13 protein-coding genes are annotated in these 15,803 nt (G+C 64.7%); 5 read left to right on the top strand and 8 right to left on the bottom strand.

Annotated elements, in window-relative coordinates; all coding sequences use genetic code 11:
* Nucleotides 1-60: 60 nt before the first annotated feature.
* From Q4F19_RS15600 to Q4F19_RS15585, 4 genes are all read right to left on the bottom strand, one after another.
* Nucleotides 61-1,188, bottom strand: coding sequence for a hypothetical protein (locus tag Q4F19_RS15600; RefSeq protein ID WP_431312413.1), 1,128 nt, complete (start codon nt 1,186-1,188; stop codon nt 61-63).
* 44 nt (nt 1,189-1,232) lie between these two features.
* Nucleotides 1,233-1,700, bottom strand: coding sequence for a hypothetical protein (locus Q4F19_RS15595; RefSeq protein ID WP_303544286.1), 468 nt, complete (start codon nt 1,698-1,700; stop codon nt 1,233-1,235).
* 10 nt (nt 1,701-1,710) lie between these two features.
* Nucleotides 1,711-2,679: a hypothetical protein gene (locus Q4F19_RS15590; RefSeq protein WP_303544283.1), complete on the bottom strand. Its 969-nt coding sequence runs from the start codon at nt 2,677-2,679 to the stop codon at nt 1,711-1,713.
* 105 nt (nt 2,680-2,784) lie between these two features.
* Entirely contained in the window at nt 2,785-3,222 is a 438-nt protein-coding gene (locus Q4F19_RS15585) for a hypothetical protein (protein ID WP_303544281.1), read from the bottom strand.
* Here Q4F19_RS15585 and Q4F19_RS15580 point away from each other — a divergent pair.
* Nucleotides 3,164-5,596 (top strand): TonB-dependent siderophore receptor, encoded by a 2,433-nt coding sequence (locus Q4F19_RS15580; RefSeq protein WP_303544278.1) that lies wholly within the window; start codon nt 3,164-3,166, stop codon nt 5,594-5,596. The genes Q4F19_RS15585 and Q4F19_RS15580 overlap by 59 nt on opposite strands.
* 51 nt (nt 5,597-5,647) lie before the next feature.
* Here Q4F19_RS15580 and Q4F19_RS15575 read toward each other — a convergent pair whose 3' ends face one another.
* A complete protein-coding gene (locus tag Q4F19_RS15575; RefSeq protein ID WP_303544275.1) occupies nt 5,648-6,019 on the bottom strand; it encodes a ribonuclease HI family protein in 372 nt (123 codons plus the stop codon).
* Nucleotides 6,020-6,136: 117 nt separating this feature from the next.
* Here Q4F19_RS15575 and cls point away from each other — a divergent pair, with 117 nt between their 5' ends.
* The 4 genes from cls (at nt 6,137) to Q4F19_RS15555 (ending at nt 10,265) form a co-directional block, all read left to right on the top strand.
* Nucleotides 6,137-7,546 (top strand): cardiolipin synthase, encoded by a 1,410-nt coding sequence (gene cls, locus Q4F19_RS15570; protein ID WP_303544273.1) that lies wholly within the window; start codon nt 6,137-6,139, stop codon nt 7,544-7,546.
* 154 nt (nt 7,547-7,700) lie between these two features.
* A complete protein-coding gene (locus tag Q4F19_RS15565) occupies nt 7,701-8,279 on the top strand; it encodes an SRPBCC family protein (RefSeq protein ID WP_303544272.1) in 579 nt (192 codons plus the stop codon).
* 1 nt (nt 8,280) lies between these two features.
* A complete protein-coding gene (locus Q4F19_RS15560) occupies nt 8,281-9,468 on the top strand; it encodes a zinc-dependent alcohol dehydrogenase (protein WP_303544269.1) in 1,188 nt (395 codons plus the stop codon).
* 14 nt (nt 9,469-9,482) lie between these two features.
* Nucleotides 9,483-10,265: an SDR family NAD(P)-dependent oxidoreductase gene (locus Q4F19_RS15555; protein WP_303544267.1), complete on the top strand. Its 783-nt coding sequence runs from the start codon at nt 9,483-9,485 to the stop codon at nt 10,263-10,265.
* 65 nt (nt 10,266-10,330) lie between these two features.
* Here Q4F19_RS15555 and Q4F19_RS15550 read toward each other — a convergent pair whose 3' ends face one another.
* The 3 genes from Q4F19_RS15550 to Q4F19_RS15540 are packed head-to-tail and all read right to left on the bottom strand — an operon-like array spanning nt 10,331 to nt 15,790.
* Nucleotides 10,331-11,611, bottom strand: a complete 1,281-nt coding sequence (locus Q4F19_RS15550) for a DUF2264 domain-containing protein (protein ID WP_303544264.1) — start codon at nt 11,609-11,611, stop codon at nt 10,331-10,333.
* 28 nt (nt 11,612-11,639) lie between these two features.
* Nucleotides 11,640-12,593, bottom strand: a complete 954-nt coding sequence (locus tag Q4F19_RS15545) for a DUF4861 family protein (protein WP_341850196.1) — start codon at nt 12,591-12,593, stop codon at nt 11,640-11,642.
* Entirely contained in the window at nt 12,590-15,790 is a 3,201-nt protein-coding gene (locus Q4F19_RS15540) for a glycoside hydrolase family 2 TIM barrel-domain containing protein (protein WP_303544431.1), read from the bottom strand. Before Q4F19_RS15540 ends, Q4F19_RS15545 begins: the two co-directional genes overlap by 4 nt.
* Between the last annotated feature and the right edge of the window lie 13 nt (nt 15,791-15,803).

Here is a 15,803-nt window from a genome sequence, read left to right as displayed (position 1 = left end):
GCCTCCGGCGCACAGTGCGTGCGCCGGAGTGGTTTCTCCTTGTTTGTGAGTGACTTGACCCTAGTTAATCGTGACCTTGAAGGCGACGGCGATGGAAGAGGCGCCGTTGACGCTGTCGAGATGCGCGGCGACCGTCTTGGTCGATCCATCGAACGAGGCAGTGAAGCCGTCGCTCTCGGCCGCATCATCGGCATCGTCGTCTTCGGCCGATCCGCTGAGTACGCAGGCGATGCCCGGCACGCCCGGCAGTCCGATCGAGATCGAGCCGGGAACGTAGGTCGTCTTGACCGGAACCACGTCGCTCAGATTGACGCCCGTTGCCGCCGTCAGCAGCGTCGCATTGTTGACGAGCAGGCAATATTCGACGGTCGCTCCCGGCAGCGCCTTCGGAAAGAGGAGATTGACTCCGTCGGAGACGATCCGCGCCGACTTGGTGACCGTCAGCGCGACATTGTGCGTGCCGATCTCGTATCCCGAATAGGCCCGGCCCTGGCCGTTGCGCGCAATGTCGCCGAGATAGAGCGTACCGTCACTGTCGTCGTCGGCGAAAACGATATCCACCGTATTGTCGGCATTGGCGAGATTGAGATCGGTCGCGATCAGCGCCGTGCCCTTCGTCGCGGTCGCGCCGCCGGCCGCGACGATCACGTGCAGCGAATCGAAGGCGAGCTGCGCGGTCGGCGTGGTCGGGACATTGCCGACGAGAAAGACGGCGACCGAAGCATCCGGCGCGAGCTCGTCGATATAGGTCGCCGTATCGACGCCCGCGTCATAGACGCCGTTGCCGTTGGAATCGACATAGGCCTTCAGGTTCAGCATGTCGAAATTGTCGGTGCCGGGCAGGATGCCCAGTGAAATGCTCTGCTGATCCGGATCGAGCAGGAAATCCTGCGCGTCGTTGGTCAGGTTCGTCACTTTGAATGTGGTGACGGCATTCTGCTGGCCGAGATTGACTTGCGTCATCCCGCTCTGATCGGTCACGACCGTGAAGTTGACCTTGCGATCGACCACGAAGGTCGCGGTCGTCGAAGTCGAGGACTGCGCCGTGCCGTTGACCGTGTAGGTTACCGATGCGGTATTGTTGATGACCGTGCCGGCGGTCGTCTGCGGCGCGGCCTGCGCCGTCCCTGCGAAGCAGAGCCCCGCCGATCCGGCGAGCAATGCCGGGATGGCCTTTCTCACGAACATTGCCTGAAGCTTCCTTCCCTGTTGATTCTGAGCGCGGCGGCGGATCACCGGAGGATCGCCTGGAATGCGAACTGACCCTGCGTGCCTGCGGCGATCGGACGGTCGATCCGCCAGCGGACGTTCGTCACATCCTCGGCCGTCGCGGCGCGCGTGCTGCCGCCGGCGACGGGAACGCGCAGCGCGGCGAGCGCGCCATAGGTCTTGCCGTCGATCGAGACGTCCGGAACGGCGGAGCCTTGAGCGGGCGCGCGATAGGCGAGCCCGGCGGGCACCGGATTGTCGAGCACGATATCGCTCAGCGGCTGACGGCCGACATTGCGATAGGCGAGGACGAACACGACACGATCGCCGGGCACGACGCGACGCGCCGGCAACAACGCGACGCGCGTGCTGCCGTCGTCGGCGCGCTGCTTGGCTTCCACCATCACGCGCGAGGTCACTTCGAGCGGGCCCGCCGCGACGGCCGGGAAAGCGCCGAGTGCGACTGCCGCAATGGTAAGCGAACGCAACATTACGAACTCCTCAAAGAATCTTGGTTTCGAAGGTGACGGTACGGACGGACGTGACCGTCACGTCGCCGAGGACGATGCGGACGGCACTGCCATCGAAGCTGGCCGGGTCGCCGTCCGCGGCATCGGTCAGGGGCTTGCCGTCCAGCATCATGCTGCCGGGGACGAAGACCGTGCCGGCCGGAATTGCATCGCGGAGTTCGACTGCGGCCGTCGCGCCGGGGAAATGCGCGTCCAGACGATAGGTGATGATCGATCCGTGCCCGGCATGATCGGATCCGTCCTGCGCGCGCACGGACTGCGACTTCTCCAGTCTCGGACCGGTCGCCTGCGTCGTCAGGAGCGTGTGCGCGGTGGCGCGGCCGCCCGTATGCCCGACGATCGCATCCGCGCCGCCGACGCCGGCGCCCGCGAAGACCGTGCCGGCGTCGCCGCTGCCCGTCGTCGAAGCCGCCGTGAGCGAGACGGTCGCGTCCTGGCCGCCGGCGCCGCGGCGCGCGAGCACGAACAGCCGGCGATGCTCGTTCGGTGCGAGCGTCACCGAAGTGCCGGTCAGCATCGTATCGGCGGCACTATAGACGCCGTCGCCGTCGCTGTCGGTCGCGATCCCGACGATGGCGGTCGAGGCGGGATCGTTCGTCGCCGTGAGCGCGAAGGTCTCGTCGGCATTGCCGCCATTGGTGAGCACGAAGCCGACCGGCGTGACCGCGTCTCCGGACGGGCGGATCGAGGCTTGTTCGGCTTCGAGGACGACGTCGAGCAGCACATCGACACCGAGCGTGACCGTGTTGCTCGAGATATGGAGCGGGGCACCGCCATCGAGGAAGGAGAGGCTTGCCGTATTGGCGATCTGCGTCCCCGCGAGTGTGGGATCGGCGAGCGCGGGCGCTGCCGACACAGCGCAGCCGATCACAGCCGCCGCGAGGATCGCGGTGCCGAGGAAGCGATTGCGGATCGCCCACCTGTTCGATCGGTTCAACATGCCACGTCCAGACGACAGGATTGTCGTGCGCGACTCTCAGGCGACATTCTCGGTTAAGCGGCTCTTACCCCGCCCCGTCCCGGCCGGCGGGATTAGACCAACGTCTTACGACCGCTCGAAAATCGCCTTTTCTCCGCGCCGCACGTCTGGCCGCGAACGCGCCGCGCTTGCGCTCAATCGGTGCGTCAGCCGGTCATTCTGCCGCCGATTCCCGCGCCAAACCGCATACCCAAGTTTTTCTTTACAGTTGTGCGACCGCAGCATTACGTTGCCGCACTGCAATAATTCAGATGAACCGGCGACCGGCTCTGAACAGCGGGGATCGGCAGCGCGCGGGGGACTTGTGCGCGTCTGCCTCGAAAAGGGGGCGATAGATATGAGCAGCATCTGTTCCGGTAACTCGACGGCTTTTGCGGCGGTGCGGCGGGGCGGCGCCCGAATGCCGCTTTTGGCGATTGCGGCCGGATTGCTGGCGTGCACTGCGATGACCGCGCCTGCTGCAGCGCAGAGCGCCAGCGATACGCCCGGCGAGGAGATCGTCATCAGCGGCTCCCTGAACGCGCTCCCGATCAAGGACGTCGGCAGTGTCTTCGGCTTCGACAAGACGCTCGTCGAAACGCCGCGCTCTGCCTCCACCGTTTCCAAGGAGCAGCTCGAGCGCTTCGGCGTCACCAGCATCTACGATTTGGTCGCGCAGGCACCGGGCACCTTCACCAATAGCTTCTTCGGCGTCGGCGGCTCGCTCGATATTCGCGGCACGCCCGGCGAAGTCTATTTCCGCGGCATCCGCCGGCTGGACAATCCCGGCAATTATCCGACGCCGATCGGCGCTGCCGACCGGATCGACATCGTCCGCGGTCCTGCGTCCCCGCTGATGGGCCCCGCCAAGACCGGCGGCTATATCAACTTCGTCCCCAAATCCGCGCGCGCCAGCAACGGCACTTATCTCGCCGAACCGAAGGCGGAGCTGAGCTACACGCGCAGCAGTTGGAACGGGAACGTCCTGTCGGGCAATGTCGTCGGCCCGGGCAAGATCGGCGATCACGAATTCGGCTACAGCCTCTACGGCGAGCTGACCGATTCAGGCAGCTATTACGACAATATCTTCACGCACCAGACCCTGTTGCAGGCGTCGTTCGACACGGACATCACGAACAGCCTGCGCGTCGAATTCGGCGGCATGTACGATAATTTTCGCGGCACGCAGAATGGCGGCTGGAACCGCGTCACGCAGGATCTGATCGACAACGGGACCTATATCACCGGCACCGCGCGGCCGCTCGACAGGAACGGAGACGGCAAGATTTCGCAGGCCGAGGCTCAGGCGGCGAACGGCGGGCTGGGTCTGGGGACGTTCGGCTCGGCCTTCTGCACGACGCCGCCCTTCGCCAATCCCTTCGTCAGCGGCATCACCAATGCGTGCCTGCGGACCGTCTATCCCGATTCCGGGCTGACCAACGTCGGCACCGCGAAGCTCAGTCGTCGCAAGACGCTGACCGGCGACGACGACTTCCTCGATAATATCGCCACCACCGCTTATGCGGACATCATCTGGGATGGCGGCAACGATCTCGAGATCAAGAATCAGAGCTTCTACGACGGCACGAAGAACGACAACGAGAATGCCTATGGCTTCTCGCAATTCGCGCGCTCCTACGTGGTCGAGAACAAGACGACCCTATCGAAAAAGTTCACGACCGACCTCGGCAAATTTTCGATCCAGGCGTCTCCGTCGGTCCGCTACACCCGCTTCAACCATGCCGACGATTTCGGCTACGAATATTTCGGGCGCGTCGATCTGACGCAGGGCTATACGCCGAACTCGACGCGGCTGCTTTCGACGCAGAACGGCGCAGGCTATTCGAGCGACTTCAAGGGCCATTATTGGGATACGTCGTTCAGCACGCTCGCCGATCTCGACTTCGATTTCGGCCTCGATATCGTACTCGGCGGTCGCTACGATCGCCTCGCCGTCACCTCCACCGCCGTGCTTTCCCGGATGGATGCGACCGCCTTTTCGGTGAACATGCCGCAGACCGCGCTGACGACGGCGGCGGACATCGCCCGCGGCTATCGGACGGTGCAGGACGAGAAGGGCGCCTGGTCCTGGTCGGCCAGCGCCAACTACAAGCTGCCTTTGGGCCTCACTCCTTACGGGACGATCTCCAAACAGTCCGTCATCATCACCGGCCAGGGCGCCGAGGTCGATCCCAACAATGTCTATGCCGACACCTGGGTGACATCGTCGAAGCTCTACGAGGGTGGCCTGAAAGGCAGCTGGCTCGACAACAAGCTCTATGCGGCCGTCTCGGTCTACAAGCAGACCCGCACCGATTATACGGTCCAGTCGCTAACTGTGAACCAGGCGATCCGCACGACCGGCATCGAAGGCGAGGTCCGCTGGGCGGTCGATCGTCACCTGCTCGTCACCGGCGCTTACACGCACACGAAGGTCGTCAATCTCTCCTTCCTGAACGGCGGCGGCGCCTTCTTCTATTATTATGGCGCGGGCACCTTCCAGTCGGTCGGGGTCGATCCCTCGCTCATCTTCGGTGCTGCCCCGAACGGCCTCATCGCGCTCACCGACAAGAGCATGGCCGAGCGTCCAGGCATCCCGCGCAATCTCTATTCGGGCACGGCCAGCTATTCGTTCGACAACGGCATCGCGCTCACCGCGAGCGCCAGCCACGTGCCCGAAGTCTGGGCCGATTATCCCCACACGCTGCGGTTGCCGTCCTACACGTTGGTCGATCTCGGCGTTTCTTATGGGACGGATCACTGGCTGTTCCAGCTCAACGTCAAGAATGCGCTCAACGAGCGTTACTTCCGCGCCAACTTCGTCGAGCTCTATGGCTCGCAGAACGTGAAGCCCGAGGTGCCGCGCAGTTTCCAGGCGACGGTGAAGTACAAGTTCTGATCGAACTGAGGGGCGTCGGCGTAGCGCCGGCGCCCTAAGCGCTACCGGGTCTCAGGGAAGCCCGCGCCGATCCAGCGCGATCCCGGCCAAGTTCTTCGATCGCGCGACGTGCCGCAGATGCACCCGCGCGAAGCCCGCAACCGCGATACGGAATGCATCCAGATATGGCTGGAGGTGTGGGCTGCGGCAGCGCCACTGTCCGCTCGCCTGCTTTACGACGAGCATCGAATCGCCGACGAACGTCACGTCCGACGCGCCGGTGTCCGCGGCGAACTCGGCGGCGTGGAGCAGAGCGAGCCACTCCGCCTCGTTATTGTCGCCTGCTCCCAGATCGTCCCGGAACGCGGCCTTTCCGCGGCAGACGACCGCGCTGCTCATCGCTCCCGGATTGGGCCGGCAGCCGCCATCGAAAAAGACCGTCATCGATACCGGGGACACACGTTCGACTTTCTAACTGCTGGCGACCGGCAATTCTTGCTCGCAATCTCGCCAACTCGGAAGGATGGCGGCGCTCCTCCCCGCCGGTCTATGGCATTATCGATGCACGCTTACTCGTTCGATCTGGAAATCGCTTGGTACGCCACCGAGTGGCTGATCAGGATCGGCGCGCTGATGATCGTGCCGCTGCGGCGCACGCCGTCGGCGACGCGCGCCTGGCTGCTGCTGATCTTCTTCCTGCCCGTCCCCGGGCTGCTGCTGTTCCTCGCGATCGGCAGCCCGCGCTTCCCCGCCTGGCGCAAGCAGCGCTTCCGCAGCCTCCTCCCCTTCTTCGCCGAGACGGCCGACCGGATGAGGCTGCACGCGCCCGATCTGGGCGACGCGGCACCGATCGCGGCGCTGGCCGAGACGCTCGGCCACATGCCCGCGACCGGCGGGAACACGGTCGAACTGCTCGACGATTACGATGCCGTCGTCGATCGCTTGGTCGCGGATATCGAGGATGCGCAGACGTCCGTGCATCTGCTGGTATACATCTTCGCTGACGATCATGTCGGCCGGCGCGTCGCCGACGCCCTGGGGCGCGCCGTTGCGCGCGGCGTTCGGGTCCGCGTGATGTTCGATCCCGTGGGCTCACGTCGCTGGCGCCGCGGGACGAATGCCTTGCTTCATCAGAAGGGCGTCGATGTCCGGGAAGCACTGCCCTTCCGGCTGATCCGCGGCCGCACGCGCCGCGACATGCGCAACCATCGCAAGCTTTTCGTGATCGACGGCCGCATCGGCTATGCCGGCTCGCAGAATATCGTCGCCAAGGACTTCCGGCCCGGGATCGTCAATCGCGAATTGGTCGCGCGCCTGACGGGTCCAGCGGTGGCGGCGATGGAGGCGATCGTCCGCGGCGACTGGAGCCTGGAGACGGGCGAGCCCCCCGAGGCCATTCCCGCCATAGCCGCCGGCACCGGCGATGCGAAGGCGCAGTTGCTGCCGAGCGGCGCGGAGTATCCGCTCGAGGGGTTCGAGACCTTGCTCGTCTGGCAGTTGCATCAGGCGCGGGACCGCGTGATCATGGTCACGCCTTACTTCATCCCCGACGAAGAGGTGCTCGGCGCGATGCGCGCGGCCGCGGCGCGGGGCGTCACCGTCAATCTGATCGTCTCGCAGGTCGTGGACCAGCGGATCGTGAACCTGTCCCAGAGCTCCTATTACGGGGATCTCATGGCAGCCGGCGTCCGCGTGAACATGTTCCGCGATTTCCTGCTCCATGCGAAGAATGTGACGATCGACGGCCGGCTCGCGGTGGTCGGCTCCAGCAATGTCGATCTGCGTTCGTTCCAGCTTAACGAGGAAGCCAGCCTGCTGCTGTACGACGCGGATTCGATCGCCCGCGTCGAGGCGGTGCAGCGCAGCTATCTCGCCGCCAGCGATCGCCTCGAGCCCGAACGTTGGCGCCTTCGCTCCCCCGTCCGCAAACTGACCGAAAATATCGCGCGGCTCGTCAATTCGCTGCTTTAGATCGAGGCGGCAATCTGCCGCGACGACGCTGCGGACGGTCGCGCTGATCGAAATCAAGTCACTCGATTGATTAGATTTCGGCTCGGCAACGACCGGAACATGCACGCCTGCTGATCGCTACTGCCCGGAATCCATCAGCCGAGCGGAGACGATCATGCCGGACACCTATACAGACGATGCACCGATCGCGACGTCGAAGCACTCCGATGCGGCGGTCGGCGTCACGACCGACCTGATCGACGGTCAGGGCGGCGCGATCACGGCGCGGGCGGTCACGATCAACCGTCCGGCCAGCGAACTTTATGCCTATTGGCGCGATTTCACGAACCTCCCGACGTTCATGGACAATGTCGTCTCGATCTCGCCGATCGATGGCGAGCTGTCCCACTGGGTCGTCAAAGCCCCGGGCGGCAAGACGGTGGAATGGGACGCGCGTCTGACCGAAGACACGCCGAACGAGCTGCTGGCGTGGACGTCCGAGCCCGGCGCGGATGTCGCCAATAGCGGCCGCATCGAGTTCCGTGACGCCGGCGCGCGCGGCACGGTCGTCACCGCGACGATCGCTTATGATCCGCCGGGCGGCGCGATCGGCAAGCTGATCGCCAAGATGTTCCAGCGCGAGCCCGCCATCCAGGCGCGGCGCGATCTGCGCCGCTTCAAGCAGCTCATGGAAACCGGCGAGATCGCCACCTCCTCGCGCACGCAGGCGCAACTTCAGGAAGAGAGAGCTTAAGATGCGCGCATTGGCCTGGCATGGTAAGCACGACGTCCGCGTCGATACCGTCGACGATCCCGAAATCCTGAATCCTCGCGATTGCATCATCAAGGTGACCGCGACCGCGATCTGCGGATCCGATCTTCATCTCTATGATCACTACATCCCGACAATGCAGGCCGGCGATATCCTCGGCCATGAATTCATGGGCGAGGTCGTCGAAGTCGGATCGAAGTCCACGCTGAAGAAGGGCGAGCGCGTCGTCGTGCCGTTCACGATCGCCTGCGGTTCCTGTTATCATTGCGGCAAGCATCAATATTCGGCCTGCGACAATGGCCTGCCCGCCGACAATCAGGATATCGGCCAGGAGATGTACGGCCAGCCCATGGCCGGCCTGTTCGGCTATAGTCACCTCACCGGCGGCTATGCCGGCGGCCAGGCGGAATATGTCCGCATTCCGTTCAGCGACGTCGGCCCGATTGTGATCCCCGACGGGATCGAGGACGAGAAGGTCCTCTTTCTCTCCGATATCCTGCCCACCGGCTGGATGGCGGCGGAAAATGCGCAGATCGAGCCGGGCGACACCGTCGCCGTTTGGGGCTGCGGCCCGGTCGGGCTGTTCGCGGTGCAATCGGCCTTCCTGATGGGCGCCGAGCGCGTCATCGCGATCGATCATTTCCCGCACCGTTTGGAACTGGCCAAGAAGTTCGGCGCCGAGACGATCAACTTTGAAGAATCGGCGACCTACGATGCGCTGATGGTGATGACGGGCGGCATCGGCCCCGATGCGGTGATCGACGCGGTCGGGCTCGAGGCGCACGGCTTCTTCGTCGATAACGTCGTCGATCAGATCAAGGCGTCGATGTTCCTCGGCACCGATCGCACGCACTCGATCCGCCAGGCGATCATCGCCTGCCGCAAGGGCGGCCGCGTCTCGATGCCCGCCGTCTATGGCGGCTTCGTCGACAAATTCCCGCTCGGCGCCTTCATGGAGAAGGGGCTGACGCTCAAGACCGGGCAGACGCACGTCCAGCATTATATGCCGGGCCTGCTCAACGCGATCATGGAGGGCAAGATCGATACGACCTTCCTGATCTCGCACCGGATGGACCTCGAAGAGGCCCCCAAGGGCTACAAGATGTTCCACGACAACCAGAATGAAGTGACGAAGGTCGTGCTGAAGCCCGGCCTCGGCTTCGCTGCCTGAACCGGAGAGACGACATGGCGAAATTTGCAATCATCACCGGTGCCTCGACGGGCATCGGCTTCGAACTGGCGACGCTGGCGGCGAAAGACGGCTACGACATCCTCGTCGTCGCCGACGAGCCCTTGGTCGATGCGGCCGCCGAGGACTTCAAGCAGTTCGGCACGAACGTCAGCTCGGTCGAGGCCGATCTCTCGACGATCGAGGGCGTCGACAGCCTGCTCGCGGCGGCGGAAGGGCGGCAGATCGATCTGCTGTGCGCCAATGCCGGCCATGGCCTGGGCCACGGCTTCCTCGATCAATCGGTCGCCGATTGGCGCCACGTGATCGACACCAACATCACCGGCACGCTCTATTTGCTCCACAAGGTGCTGCCGGCAATGGTCGCGCGCAACGACGGCAAGGTGCTCGTCACCGGATCGATCGCGGGCTTCATTCCGGGCAGCTTCCAGGCCGTCTACAATGGCAGCAAGGCGTTCGTGGACAATTTCACGGATGCCCTGCGCAACGAGATCAAGGACGCCGATGGCGTCACCCTGACGACGTTGATGCCCGGCCCGGTCGAGACCGAATTCTTCGCGCGTGGCGACATGCTCGATACGTCGGTCGGCGCGAATCCGAACAAGAGCGATCCCGCCGACGTGGCCAAGGATGGCTGGGATGCGCTGATGGACGGCAAGGCCTCGATCGTATCGGGCTGGAAGAACAAGATCCAGGCGGCGGTCGCCAATGTCACGCCGGCGGCCGTGCTGGCCGAGCAGCATCGCAAGATGGCCGAACCGGGCAGCGCGAACGACTAAGACCTGCCAAGTGCGCGGACGATCGGAACGAACCCGGTCGGTCCGCGCGCCTGGAGGCGGCCGATTCAATATTCGACGTAATAGTCCTTGGCGAAATGCGTGCCGGCAAAGGCACGCTTGCTCGTCCAGGGCTCCGGCGCCGCGGTCCAATATGGATCGGTAGCGGGGAGGCCCAGCGCGAGCAGGCTCAGCGATGCGAGATACATGCTGCCCGCGTTCGAATACCAGTCCGCCAGTGTCGGCTGGTGGCCGGCGAAGCCGATCGTCAGATAGCCCTTATCGTCGAAATTGGTCGGGTTCGAGAAGACCGCACGTTGCGCTGCAACGGTGGCGGCGCGCGCTTGTCCCACCGGCAGCGCGTCCGGCAGCCACTTGCGCCACGCGAGCAGCCCGAGCGGCTGGAACACGGCCGTGCGATAGGTGAGCGATCGGCCGATCGGCGGAAAGCTGCCCTCGGGACCGATCATCCGCTCCAGCGACGTACCGTAGCGCTGCATACGCTTCTTGGCCTGCTCCAGCAGCTCCTTGCTCTTGAGGCTGTTGAAATGCGCGTTGGTCGACACGAGCACTTCGAGGATCTCGACCATCATCGGATGGATCACGTAGGAGCCGTAATAATCGAAATGGAAATGCGGGCCGTCTGCATACCAGCCGTCGCCGACATACCATTCGAGCATCTTGCGGACGGCGAGATCGATCCGCACCGGATCCCATTCCTCGCCGATCGAGAGCAGGAACGCCTCGTTCATCGCCGCGAACAGCAGCCAGTTCGTATAGGGCGGCGAGATCGAGCGCAGGCCCTTGATCTCCTTGACGATGCGCGCCTTGGTCTTCGCGTCGAGCGGCTCCCACAGTGCCTTGGGCGCGCGGATCAGCGCATTGGTGAAATAGGCGCTGTCGACGAGCTGTTGTTCGGACGGCGCGCCGAACAGATAATCGCCGCTCTTCGGATCGACAGCCTGCGCGTAGCTCGCGACCGCCTGCGCGCGGAGCGTCGCGCGCAGCTTGCCCTCCGCATCATCCGTATCGAGCAGCGCCAGCCACGGCGCGAGCCCCGCGATCAGCCGGCCGAAACATTCGAGATAGGCGACCTTGATCGGCCGCCCGTCCCATGTCGGGCTGACCTCCGGCTTGAAGCGCGCCTGAAGCTGCCCCTTCGCCATCGCCCCGAGCACGGGTGAGGCCATGCGCTGGAGTAGATCGACCATATAAGCGCGATCGTCGGCACCCGTGCCGCCGCCGGCTGCGGGCGCGGCCGCGCCCGCCTGCGCGACAGCCTCCGTCCCCAGGCTGGTTGCAAGCGCGCTTGCGCCCATGGCAGCGGCAATGAACTGACGTCGTTCCATGATGGTCGTCCCGATGGGCCTGAAAGCGTCAGCCACGTGGGGCGGCGGGAGGCGGCGTGAAGTCGACGGGGGCGGCGGCAACATAGGCGTCCCACGCGGCGCGAGTGCGGATGCCGGCGATGCCCTTGTCCCACACCGAGCCCGAATAATAGACGAAGGGCTTACCCGGCTGGACGCGCAGCAGAACGAGCTGGTTGTCGGCATCGCTCTTCACGTCGACGATCATCGCCGGATCCACCTTGATCGCGATGCCCATCCGCCCGTGATCGCCCGATTCCGGCCCCCACCAGCTCAGGATGCCATGCGCCTTGTCGACGGTCAGCTCGCCATCCTTGTCGGCAAGGGTCGTGCGCTTGCCGATACCCACGCCGACGATCAGTTCGCCCGGCTTGTCGGACGACAAGGTCGAGACCAGCCGCGTGAACTGCGTGCCGAGCGGGAGCGTGAAGCGCCGCGTCTCCCAGACCTTGCGATCGACGTCGACCGGCCAAGGCGCATAGGTCACCTCGAAATCGGCGACGTCGGGGCCATTCTTGAGGATCCGGTACGAGCGGTAATTGCGCGAGGTCCACAGCTTATTGTCGAACCAGATGCCCAAGCCGCCCGCGCCGCGCGCCGTGCCGACATTGTAGAAATCGACGCCTTCGCCATGGAAACCATGCTGGTCGCCCGTCTTCAGCTGTCGCTCGGCGAACTCCCAGGGCACGTTCTTGCCCCACGCATCGATGCCCGAGCCCGACGGCGGCTCATACGCCTCCAGCGCGCGCCCATAGATGCGGTGCGCGGTGCGATCATTCTCCCAGAGGATGTCGTCGTAGCGATAGGGCGCCAGCTCGACCGCCGCGCGCGGGGTCTTGTCGGCGGGCGGGGTCAGCGCCCGGGTGATGGCCGGCATCACGGGCGCAGCGTCCTGCGCGCCCGCCGCATTGGGGACCACTCCGGCCGCCATCAGGACGGCCGCACTCAACAATAGATGCTTCACTGGACGATCTCCGGGCTGGAGGTGGCGCTGGCGGGGCGTGCGGCCTGCGGCGTCGTGCCGGGGCCGTCGAAGGGCTTGAGGGTGAATGCGTAATGGAGCGGGGCGAGCGGGATGCGATATTGCGGCAGCGCGCGGCCGCCCTTCGTCCACTGATCGTCGCCGCCGACGCCGACCTGCGCGGCATCGATCATCAGCGAGACCTGATCGTGCGGCACGATATCCGAGCTTCGCGCCGTGCCCGGCGCGCGGCGCGCGAGATCCTCATAGGGGAAAGCGAGCGCGTTCATCGACAGAGGCGCGGCGCCCTCGACGCGCAGACCCGGCGCGCCGGGACGGCTCAGCTCCATCCAGCGCACATCCACCTTGTTGCCGGTTTCCTGCGGCCGCATGTAATCGTGGTTCTGCTCGGCGATCTTGCCGCGCCAGAGCGCGATCGGCGCGCCGGTCTTGCGATCCGAATAGGTTTCGTGCGGCCCGCGCCCGTACCATTCCAGCGTGTCGAAGGCGAAGGGCATGCGGAACGCAAGGCCGACGCGCAGCGGATCTGGCGCGTCCGATTTGAGTGGCGTCATCTCGCCCTCGACCGCGAGCGCGCCGTCCCCGCTCATCGTGTAGTGCGTGACGAAACGGGCAAGGCCGACGCCGACCGCGTACCGCACCATCACGTCCACCCGTCCATCGGCGAGCCGGTGAGGTTCGATCGCTTCGATCTTGCGCACCGTCGATGCCTGCTGCCAGACGGCGTGGGTCGTCACGACCTTGGTACCGATATCGTTATCGGTCGCCGCGCGCGTGAAGTTGGGCGCGCCGCCGCTGAGCAGAAGCTTATCACCTGCCGAGTAATGATCGACGAGCCCGGTCTTGCGATCGATCGCCAGTTCGGCGCCGCCTGCCGTGAGCGTCACCTGGCCGCGCGCGTCGGACAGGGTGACGCCGCCCGAAACCGGCGCTGGCGAAGCGGGCTCGACCGGGCCGAGCGCGAACTGCTCCCAGCCGATCACGGCGCCGGCCTTCACGGCGGGCGTCGTATCTGCTTTCGCCTTGGCCACGAGCGTCAGCAGAAGCTCCGAGCCGGGAGCCCGCTTGATCATCGGCAGCGTAAGCGCGATCGTCTCCTGCCCATGCGCCGGCGTAGAGAGGACCGGCAGATCACCACGCGCAACGATCACGCCGTCGTTCGCGATCTGCCAGCTCAGAACATAGCGCGAGAGATCGACGAAATCGTTGCGATTGATCACCTTGACCTTGCCGGTCGCCGCATCGAAATCCGCGAACTGGACGGGCGCATAGACTTTGCGCAGCTCGAACAATTGCGGATTGGGCGTGCGATCGGACTGGGTGAGCCCGTCGCCGAATTCCAGCTCGCCGCCGGGATTGGGCCCATACTCCCCGCCCATCCCCCAATATCGACGGCCATCGGCGGTCTTGCGGTACATCGACTGATCGACCCAGTCCCAGATGAAGCCGCCCTGCAATTTGTCGGGATGCGCGTAGATGACGTCCCAATAGTCCTTCAGATCGCCGCCCGAATTGCCCATCATATGCGCATATTCGCATTCGATCAGCGGCTGGCGATAATTGAAGTTGGTCGCATAATCGGCGAGCTTGGCGGCGCTGTCGTACATCGGCGCGTAGATATCGGCATAATCGTTGGGCCGATGCTGATCGACGCCGTCCCACGTGCCCCAGCCGAGATAGGAGATCAGCCGCCCCGGATCGCGCGCCTTCGCCGCAGCGGCGGCCTTGGCGAAATTGGGGCCGATGCCGGCCTCGTTGCCGAGCGACCAGAAAATCACCGACGGGTGATTCTTGTCGCGCTCGACCATGTTCATCACGCGGCTGACATGCGCGCCTTCCCAGGCGGGATCGAAGCCGATCTGATATTTTCCGCGGAGCGCCGGATGGTTGTTCGACCATTCCATATAATGATGGCTCTCGATATCGGCCTCATCCATCACATAGAGGCCATAGCGATCGGCCAGCTCGTAGAGGCGCGGATCGTTCGGGTAATGCGACGTGCGCAGAGCATTGATATTGTTCTGCTTCATCAGCTGGATATCGTGCTCCATCGATTCCAGCGAGATGACGTGGAAGGTCTCGGGATCATGTTCGTGGCGATTGACGCCACGGATGGTGATCGGCTTGCCGTTAACGGAGACGAGTCCATTCCGGATCGCAACCGAGCGGAAGCCGATCCGGCTATACGTCGATAGCAGGATGGCGCCCTTGGCGTCGTACAGCTCGACCAGCAGCATGTAGCGGTTCGGCGTCTCGGCCGACCAGGCCCGGACGTTCGGCAGCGTGGCGTTCAGCGTCACATTTCGTTCGGCCTTGCCCGGCTTCACGGAAGCGGACGCCGTGAGCAATGGCGTTTTGTCGTCCGCGTCGAGCAGCACGATGCGCGCCGTCGCCGCGGCGGACGACGGGGTTACAGCGAGGTCCACCGCCAGCTTGCCGTCGCGATAGGCATCGTCGAGCCCGGCATGGACGAAGAAGTCGCGGATGCGCGTCTTCGGTGCAGCCATCAGGAACACTTCGCGCTCGATCCCCGAGACGCGCCAGAAATCCTGATCCTCGAGATAGGAGCCGTCCGACCAGCGATAGACCTGAATCGCCACGACATTCTTGCCGGGATGGAGGAAGCGCGTGACGTCAAATTCGGACGGCAGCTTGCTGTCCTCCGAATAGCCGACCTTTTGGCCGTTGACCCACACATAATAAGCCGAGCCTGCCGCGCCGATATGGAGGATCACGTCCTCCCCCGCCCAGCCCGCCGGAACATCCACGTCGCGACGATAGGAGCCGACCGGATCGGTCGCGTGCGGAATCAGCGGGCGGTTCGCCGGGAACGGATAGGTGATGTTGAAGTAGCGCGCCTGGTCATAGCCTTCGGCCTGCCAGTCGGCGGGGACCTTGATCTGCTTCCAGCCGGACACGTCAAAATCGGGCTTCTCGAATCCCTTCGGCAGGGCATCGGCATTGGGCGAGAAGGAGAAGGACCACAGGCCGGTCAGCAGCAGGAAGCGATCCGATTGGGTGCGATGTCCGGCGATTGCCTTAGCGCGGCTCTCGAACGGAAAGCCCGTCGCGCGCGCCGGCTCCTTGTTGATCGCGAACACGGCGGGGTTTTCCCAATCGGGGCGATCGGCGGAGACCTGCGGCTGGATCGGCAGCGCGGGCGCGGAGACCTCGGCCATAGCGGGCATCGCG

The sequence above is a fragment of the Sphingomonas natans genome (assembly GCF_030546695.1).
In the GTDB taxonomy this organism is placed as follows: Bacteria; Pseudomonadota; Alphaproteobacteria; order Sphingomonadales; family Sphingomonadaceae; genus Sphingomonas_I; species Sphingomonas_I natans.
Note: the sequence above shows the minus strand (reverse complement) of the source record. Positions and strands in the feature narration are given on the sequence as shown.